A 7809-nucleotide genomic window follows, 5' to 3' on the forward strand; every position below is an offset into this window, starting at 1 on the left:
ACGGAGAAAGGCACACCGTGCGTTCGGTTGAGGAGCAGCAGGCCCGGGTTTCGGCTGCCGCGGTAGCGCCCCGCCCGGTCCGGGTGGCGATCGCCGAGGCGCAGGGCTTGATGTGTGCGGAGGAAGTGGTCGCCGAGCGGCCGATGCCCGCCTTCGACCAGGCCGCCATCGACGGTTACGCGGTGCGCAGCGTTGATGTCCTGGGTGCCGACGCGATCGGCGAGAGCTCTGCTGGGGCCGGACGCGATGATGCCGCCGATACCGTCGTCACCCTGCCGGTGTTGGGTGTCATCGAAGCCGGCGCCCGCACGCCCACTCGGCTGCAACCCAAGTTGGCCACCCGGATTCAGACCGGGGCGCCGATGCCCACGCTGGCCGATGCGGTGCTTCCGCTGCGCTGGACCGACGGTGGGAACTCCCGCGTGCGGGTGTTGCGGGGCGTCCGCCCGGGCGACTATGTGCGCCGGGTCGGCGATGACGTGCAACCCGGCGATGTGGCGGTGCGCGCCGGCACGGTGGTCGGGGCGGCTCAGGTGGGGCTGCTGGCCGCTGTCGGGCGCGATCGCGTACTGGTCCACCCGCGCCCCCGCGTCTCGGTCATGGCGGTGGGCGGCGAACTGGTCGACGTCAATCGCACGCCCGGCAACGGGCAGGTCTACGACGTCGACTCCTACGCGCTGGCCGCGGCCGGTCGTGACGCGGGCGCTGAGGTCAACCGGGTGGGCATCGTCAGCCATGACCCCAAGAAGCTGCGCGAGGTCGTCGAGGGACAGCTCAATCGCGCCGAGGTGGTGGTGATCGCCGGTGGGGTCGGGGGCGCTGCGGCCGATGAGGTGCGCGCGGCGCTGTCCGATCTCGGTGACATGGAGGTCGCCCGGATCGCGATGCACCCCGGTTCGGTGCAGGGGTTCGGCCAGCTCGGCCCCGAGGGTGTGCCGACGTTTCTGTTGCCCACCAACCCGGTGAGCGCGCTAGTGGTGTTCGAGGTGATGATTCGCCCGTTGATCCGGCTGTCGCTGGGCAAGCGTGAGCCAATGCGCCGGATGGTGCAGGCGCGCACCCTCGGGCCGATCGCTTCGATGCCCGGACGGAAGGGATTCTTACGCGGCCAGCTGATGCGCGACGAAGACACCGGCGAGTACCTGGTGCAGGTGCTGGGGGCGGGTGGCGGCACTGCGTCGCACTTGTTGGCCACGTTGGCCGAGGCGAACTGCCTGGTCGTGGTTCCCGAGGAGGTCGAGCAGATCGCCGCCGGCGAGTTGGTGGATGTCGCCTTCCTGGCGCAGCGGGGCTGAACCCGGGTCCATGTTGGTCAATCTGTGGCCGTTCAAAGCCGTTGAGCATCCCGGCTGGCCGAGTGTGCTGGGGCCCCTGCGGGTGCCGGCAGGGGTGATCCGGCTGCGGCCGGTGCGGATGCGGGACGGCGTGGCGTGGAGCCGGATCCGGCTGGCCGACCGCGCCTACCTGGAGCAGTGGGAGCCCAGCGTGGAGGTGGACTGGGTGACCCGGCACGGTAGTGCCTCCTGGCCGCCGCTGTGTTCGAGCCTGCGGACCGAGGCCCGCTATGGGCGGATGCTGCCGTACGTGATCGAGCTCGACGGCCGATTCTGCGGTCAGCTGACGGTGGGCAACATCGCCCACGGGGCGCTGCGCTCGGCCTGGATCGGCTATTGGGTGTCCAGCGCGGTGGCCGGGGGAGGAGTGGCCACCGGGGCGGTGGCCCTCGGGTTGGACCACTGCTTCGGGCCGGTACGGCTGCACCGGGTGGAGGCCACCGTCCGGCCGGAGAACGCGGCCAGCCGGGCGGTGTTGGCCAAGGTCGGCTTTCGTCAGGAAGGGCTGTTGCAGCGCTACCTGGACGTCGACGGCGGGTGGCGTGACCACCTACTGGTGGCGATGACGACGGAGGAGGTCGCCGGATCGGTGACCTCGGCGCTGATCCAGTCCGGCCGGGCCTCCCGGGTCTGACGAATATTCGGGCGAATGTTACCCGTGTGGTAGTTGTGACTGACGAGGTCAGCGAGTAAATTACAACTGTGTAATTGGTTCGGCGCGTCATCCGAGGTCGTGTGGCTCTCACACCTAGCCTTGGCTCGGAAAGGAGCAGGCCAACCATGCCCAGCATCCCGCAATCATTGCTCTGGATCTCACTGGTCGTCCTCTGGCTGTTCGTACTGGTGCCGATGCTGGTCAGCAAGCGTGACGCGGTGCGTCGTACCAGCGACGTCGCCCTGGCGACCCGGGTCTTGACCAGTGGTTCCAGTGCCCGGCTGCTCAAGCGCGGCGGCCCGGCAACCGGCCACCGCAGCGACCCCGACTGGCAGCACAGCGCCGACGACCTCGAGGACACCGACATCGATGATGTCGACGAGTCCGGGGCCGAACCCGCCGAGGGTGGTTCGCGGGTGTTCGTCGCCGCGGCGGCGGTGTTCGTCGCCGCCGAGCCGCAGGTCGGCGAGCAGGCTGAACTCGACTACTTGGACGTGGACGTCGTCGCCGACGACTCCGACGAATTGCCGCTGTCGGACGCGGGTCTGGCCGCCGAGGTGGAGGCGGAGGCGCGCGCCCAGGCCGAAGCCGAGGCCGCCGCTGAGGCGGAAGCTCGCGCTGCGGAGGAGGCCGCCCTGGCGGCCGAGGCCCTGGCGGCCAAGGCGGAAGCCGAGGCCGAGGAGGAGGCCGACGGGGAGCCGGCTGCCGAGGGTGAAGCCGACGGCTACGAGTACGAATACGTCGAGGACAGCTCCGGCCTGGAGCCTGCGGCGGAGTCCACCAGGGCGGGCGCGGCGGGTCTGTCGGCCCGCGGTCGCCGGCCTCGTATCGACACCGCTGCGGCGGTCAGCGCGCGAAAGTACGAGTTCCGCAAGCGGGTGTTGATGTCGCTGGCGGTCGTCTTGGTGCTCTCGGCGCTCACCGCCTTCACCGTGGCGCCCACCGCCTGGTGGATCTGTGGCGGCGCCGCGGGTGCGACGGTGCTCTATCTGGCCTACCTGCGCCGTCAGACGCGAATCGAGCAGCAGGTGCGGGCGCGCCGCGCACGGCGTTCCGAGCGGCCGCGTACGCAGCGCGAAAGTCTGCACACCGACGCGTTCGAGGTGGTGCCGTCACGGCTGCGCCGTCCGGGTGTGGCGGTGCTGGAGATCGACGACGAGGACCCGGTGTTCGAGCACCTGGAATACACCTCCAGCGCCGAACGGTACGGCTGGCGCGGCGACCTGGCACGCGCATCCGGTCAATAGGTCTCGGTTTCAGGGCACCGGCTAGGGGCTGGTAATCTCCTAGCGGTCAGGGGCTATAGCGCAGTTGGTAGCGCGTCTCGTTCGCATCGAGAAGGTCAGGGGTTCGATTCCCCTTAGCTCCACAGAGTTTGTGCAGATCAGGGCGTCGCGCCCGGTCAGTTCAGCGGATCGGATTTGCGCCCATGTTTTTCCGCCAGTGTCGCCGCGATTTCGAACAGGCGTAGCCGGCTCTGGGGACGAAGCTCATTCTGGGTGTCGATGATTCCGCCGCGGGCAAGGTGCGGATCGTATGGCATGTATTCGGCGGGGATCTCGGCTTCGGTGAACAGGTCGGTGAGGTAGCGTCGCGCATTCGCAGTGGCGTGGTTCCGGCTGTCGTTGAGGATGACCATCGAACGTGCCAACAGCTCGTCGTAGTCCATGGAGCGCAGCAGATCGATGGAACGGGCGACCGGCAGGGAGGTATCGCCGGTCAGCCCGCACACAAAGATCAAAGCGTCGCAGGAGTTGAATACCGTCTTCATCACCGGATGGTCCAGATTGTCAGATGTGTCGATCAGGACGATCTGGTGCGTACGGCGCAGGCGGGCCAACGCCTCGTTCAGCATCGACGGCACCAGTGGACGAGGCTGATCGGATGTCTGATTTCCCGACAGCACATCCAAACCGACGTTGTTGTGGCCGAGATGTTCTCGGATATCGGTGTAGCCCGCAATAGGACTCTTGGTGATGATCTCGGTGTAGCCGTCAGGTGCGTCGCTATCGATCCGGTCGGCCAATGTCCCGAAGCCCGGTGCGGCGTCGATCGCCACCACGTTGTCGGAACGGCATTCCCGGAAGATTCCGCCGATACATGTGGTCAGCGTGGTCTTACCGACCCCGCCTTTACCGGAGACCACGCCGATGACCAGGTGTTTGTGCATGCGCTGACGGATCTGGTCTCGAAGGACACGGTAATGCTGTTCAATTCGCGATTCCCCCGCGTTGATGCCGTGGAAGGAGGCCGCGTAAACCAGTTTGCGCCAGCCGGAGGCCGGTGCGGGCTTCCGCGGCGCGGGCGCATCCGGAATATGCAGGATTTCGGAGATCGGGTAATACCGACGGGGACGGCGGCCCGCCTCGTTTCCGATCCGGTGGGCACCGGCCTGATTCGGCCGCCGATGCGAACCGCGCTCCATGCGGGGAGTGCTCCACTCGGGCCGCGACGGTGACGATCGGTGCAGGTCGGTCACGGCGCCATTAGTAGCACGGGCGGTCGAGTGCCTATCGATGATTCGGGACAGTAATGCGAAACCGTTTGCCGGCCGTTACAGTCCTGCGGCTTACCGCTACGGTGACTGCCCCGGAGTTTTAGAGCTGTTTCGGCCGGCCGCGTCGGCGGAGAAGGCCGCAGAATCCGCAGTACCCTTGTCCTTCTCGCGTTCGAGCACGCGCAGCAGGGCGGGCGCGGGGTTCGATAGTTGTCCTCTTAGGTCCACTGGATAAAGCCCCATTTAGTTTTGGGGCTTTCTTGTTTCTGCTACGCCCGGTGGCGAATTTGGCCGTTCATCATCGTCAAGGTGACTTCGGCGGTGTGGATCTCGTGCGGATCGATTTCCAAGATGTTCTTGTCCAGCACGATCAGATCGGCGAGCTTTCCGACTTCCACTGAGCCGACTTTGTCGTCGAGACGGAGTTGGTAGGCAGCACCCATCGTGTTGGCGTGTACGGCCTCAGCGCTCGATAGCACTTGGTCGGCGGGTGCCAGCACTTGCGCATCTGGCGTGCCCACGAGCTGTCGCGTGACGGCGATCTGGATCGAATCCAGCGGCTTGTACGTCGAGAAATAGCCAGCCGCGGGCCAGTCCGTACCTAGCGAAACTCGGCCGCCGGACTTCAGCACGTCCTGGATGCGATACATGAGGTCTTGGCGCGGTAGCCCATAGCGCGCCGCCATATTCGTGACGGTGTCGGGATCGGCCGACATCCAGTTGGCGGAGAACTGGGCGATGACACCCATCGCACCGAAACGCTCGCTGTCCGGGTCCTGGACATAGACCAAATGCGCGACAGAGTGCCGGCGATCGCGAGGCGGGTTGGTGGCGATCGCGTCACCGATCGAATCCAGGGCGGTGCGGGTTGCCCGCTCGCCGCAGGCGTGCACGTGGACATCGAAACCGGCTGCATCGACATCGCGGATGACCTGTCGCCACTGCTTTTCGGTGAACGGGGACGAGCCCGTGCAATCCGGCTTGTCGGCATAGGGGTCGATGAGCCAGGCCGTGTAGCCGCCCTGGGTACCGTCGCCGATCACCTTGACGACGTTGACTTGGACGAGTTCCGAAGAGACTCGATCGCGCAAAGCATTGAATTTCCGTACGACATCGCCCACCGGAGGCGATTTGACCAGGTAGGAGGCGACCACGCGGAACGGCAGCCGCCCCTCGTTTTCGAGGTTTGTATACAGCGCGATGATATCGCCCTGGTCACCGCCGACGGGTGGCACACCGGCATCGAAGACCGAGGTGATGCCGGCCTCGGAGGCCTTGGAAAGCCAGCCCTCCAGCAGTCGTTGCATGCCCTCGGGGCTGATCGGCTCGATGGCGTTGACGAGGCTCAGCACGGCATCGGTCTCGAGGACGTATCCGGTGGGCTGGCCCGTGTCGTCGCGAACGTAATAGCTGAATCCCGGAACCGGGTCTTTGGTGTCGCGGTTGATCCCGGCTATCTCGAGAGCCTTGCTGTTGGCCCACATGCTGTGGCCATCGATCGCGAAGAAGAATCCCGGGCGGTCGGGCAAGATTCTGTCGAGTTCGTGCCGGGTCGGCCCCTCCGGGCCGAACATGTCTACCCGCCAACCGAAGCCGCGAACGGGGCCGTCCCGATTGGCTCTGGCGTATTCGGCGATGGCATCGAGGGCATCCGCTCCGGTAGGCAGTTGGAGGTCGACTCCGTGACTCAGAAATGCCCCGAGGAAGGGATGGATGTGGCCTTCGACGAAACCCGGCATCAGCAACTGGCCGCCAAGGTCGATCACCTCGGTGTCCAGCCCGGCGAGCGCCAACGCACCTGCCTCATCGCCTACGTAGCTGATCGTGTTGCCTTTGACTGCAATGGCTTCCGCCCACGGATCGGCATCGGAGACGGTGTAGACCCGGCCATTGTGGAAGACGAAGTCCGCTGGACCGGCCGTGGCTCTCGGAGATGAGGCTCCGGAGAAGGCAGGAGCCGGAGTCGCCGTCGCCGTCGAAGACAAGCTGGTCGTCCCTTCGGCCACCATCGCCCCGGAAGCCCGCGCCACAGTCCGATGAGTTGTCTGGAGGCCGTACTGGGCCAGATGGGGCTCCCACTCACACGCAGTACACATGCGGTTTGTTCGACTCCTCGTAGAGCGACGGTGCCGGTCGAGATGAAGGCTACTGTTCGATTGCGTCGAGCGGAGCGCTCTACGCCGCAACGTCGCGTGGTCGCAGTCATGGGGGAGCGCTGCCGCGCTAGTCCAGCCATTCGGCGACGCCGCCGTGGCGCGCGCAGGAACCCGGACGATGGCTCGAGAAGGAATAGGTGCCGTCTCGGCAGAGTGCGTTGGCTCCGGCCGGCGAACCTCCTGGCCGAGGGATGCAGTCGCCGTTGACGTTTCGATAGCAGGGGGGAGCTGGGGATGGGCGTGGTGCGCGGGGCGGGGATGGTCTCGGCGCCCGAGTCGGCGGAGCCGAATGTGACGGCGTGGCCCTGCCACTCGTCAGCACAGGTGGTAGCGCATTGGTGCCTTCGCCGGGTTCGCAGTCGTTGAGGAGAAACGCCAAGGTCTCGTGTTCGTCGGCGGTGATCCATAGCCCGTATCTGGTTTTCACATCGACGATGCGCGCCGCGTAGCTGCAGCGATAAGACTTGTTGCTTGGTAGCCAGGTGGCGGCGTCTCCGGAACCCTTCTCCTGATTCACCGACGCGGTGGTGGCTTGCAGGTTGATGGGGTCGTTGGCGAAGTTCCTGCGGGTCAATTCGTCCCAGCCTTGGGCGCCCTTCTGCCAGGCATCGAGAAGCGGCACGATGTGGTCGATCTGGATGGGGCTCCACGCTTCGGGCTCGTGCTCGTAGCGGACGGCTTGGCCGGTGTAGGGGTCGTTCAGGATGCCCGAGAGAACGACGCAGGAATTGCCCGGTTGGAAGCCTGCGCCGCTGAGGTCGCGTCGCAGGATGTCGTTGCGGGTGTCGCAACCGTTGTGGCCGCCCTCCACGGTGACATCGTCAGACCAGGGGGATCCGAACAGCGCTCGGTCGTAGCCGGTCTTCGGGGCACGGCCCTTGACGGGTAGGGCGCCCAGCTTCCTCTGCGGGGACTGCGACGAACTGGGATAGTTCGAGGTCAGGGTGGACTTCTTGGACGGTGTATCCCGGCTTGTTACGAGGGCAATGGCAACCAAGACGACCACGCAGACGATCGCACAGATCGAGATGATCAGAAGAACTCTTCGGCGGCTTAGGGGCAGCGCGACACCGTTCGAGCGATAGCGTCCCGCTGATTGGTGGACTTCGGATCTGGCGTGGTTCACGCGTTGCGATCAACGAGTCATGTTGAACGCTAGGCGATTTG

The 7809-nt window shown here is 65.9% G+C and carries 6 protein-coding genes and 1 tRNA gene; 4 read left to right on the forward strand and 3 right to left on the reverse strand.

All coding sequences use genetic code 11. The features are described from left to right. Positions 1-17 precede the first annotated feature (17 nt). The 4 genes from glp to LI94_RS09280 all read left to right on the forward strand — a co-directional run bounded on the left by glp (position 18) and on the right by LI94_RS09280 (position 3358). The gene (glp, locus tag LI94_RS09265; protein WP_024442842.1) at positions 18-1295 is read left to right on the forward strand and encodes a gephyrin-like molybdotransferase Glp; all 1278 of its coding nucleotides are present in this window, start codon (positions 18-20) and stop codon (positions 1293-1295) included. A 10-nt stretch (positions 1296-1305) separates the two neighbouring features. Further along, positions 1306-1968 (forward strand): GNAT family protein, encoded by a 663-nt coding sequence (locus LI94_RS09270; RefSeq protein ID WP_024442841.1) that lies wholly within the window; start codon positions 1306-1308, stop codon positions 1966-1968. A 146-nt stretch (positions 1969-2114) separates the two neighbouring features. Continuing rightward, entirely contained in the window at positions 2115-3236 is a 1122-nt protein-coding gene (gene glpR, locus LI94_RS09275; protein WP_024442840.1) for a gephyrin-like molybdotransferase receptor GlpR, read from the forward strand. A 49-nt stretch (positions 3237-3285) separates the two neighbouring features. Further along, a tRNA-Ala gene (locus tag LI94_RS09280) sits at positions 3286-3358 on the forward strand. 33 nt (positions 3359-3391) lie between these two features. Here the strand turns inward: LI94_RS09280 and LI94_RS09285 are convergent. From LI94_RS09285 to LI94_RS09295, 3 genes are all read right to left on the reverse strand, one after another. After that, the gene (locus tag LI94_RS09285) at positions 3392-4468 is read right to left on the reverse strand and encodes a MinD/ParA family protein (RefSeq protein WP_231384284.1); all 1077 of its coding nucleotides are present in this window, start codon (positions 4466-4468) and stop codon (positions 3392-3394) included. A gap of 287 nt (positions 4469-4755) precedes the next feature. Continuing rightward, positions 4756-6582 carry an amidohydrolase gene (locus tag LI94_RS09290; protein WP_082105710.1) on the reverse strand — a complete coding sequence of 609 codons (1827 nt, stop codon included), beginning with the start codon at positions 6580-6582 and terminating at the stop codon, positions 4756-4758. A gap of 127 nt (positions 6583-6709) precedes the next feature. Next, the gene (locus LI94_RS09295) at positions 6710-7768 is read right to left on the reverse strand and encodes a DUF1524 domain-containing protein (RefSeq protein WP_082105711.1); all 1059 of its coding nucleotides are present in this window, start codon (positions 7766-7768) and stop codon (positions 6710-6712) included. Positions 7769-7809: the final 41 nt, after the last annotated feature.

This window comes from Mycobacterium sp. UM_Kg27 (genome assembly GCF_000972905.1).
Taxonomy (GTDB): Bacteria; Actinomycetota; Actinomycetes; order Mycobacteriales; family Mycobacteriaceae; genus Mycobacterium.

What these genes read in the sequence shown, in the direction of transcription:
- LI94_RS09290 (WP_082105710.1), bottom strand. Translation starts at nt 6,582, where the DNA reads ATGTGTACTGCGTGTGAGTGGGAGCCCCATCTGGCCCAGTACGGCCTC.
- glpR (WP_024442840.1), top strand. Translation starts at nt 2,115, where the DNA reads ATGCCCAGCATCCCGCAATCATTGCTCTGGATCTCACTGGTCGTCCTC.
- LI94_RS09270 (WP_024442841.1), top strand. Translation starts at nt 1,306, where the DNA reads ATGTTGGTCAATCTGTGGCCGTTCAAAGCCGTTGAGCATCCCGGCTGG.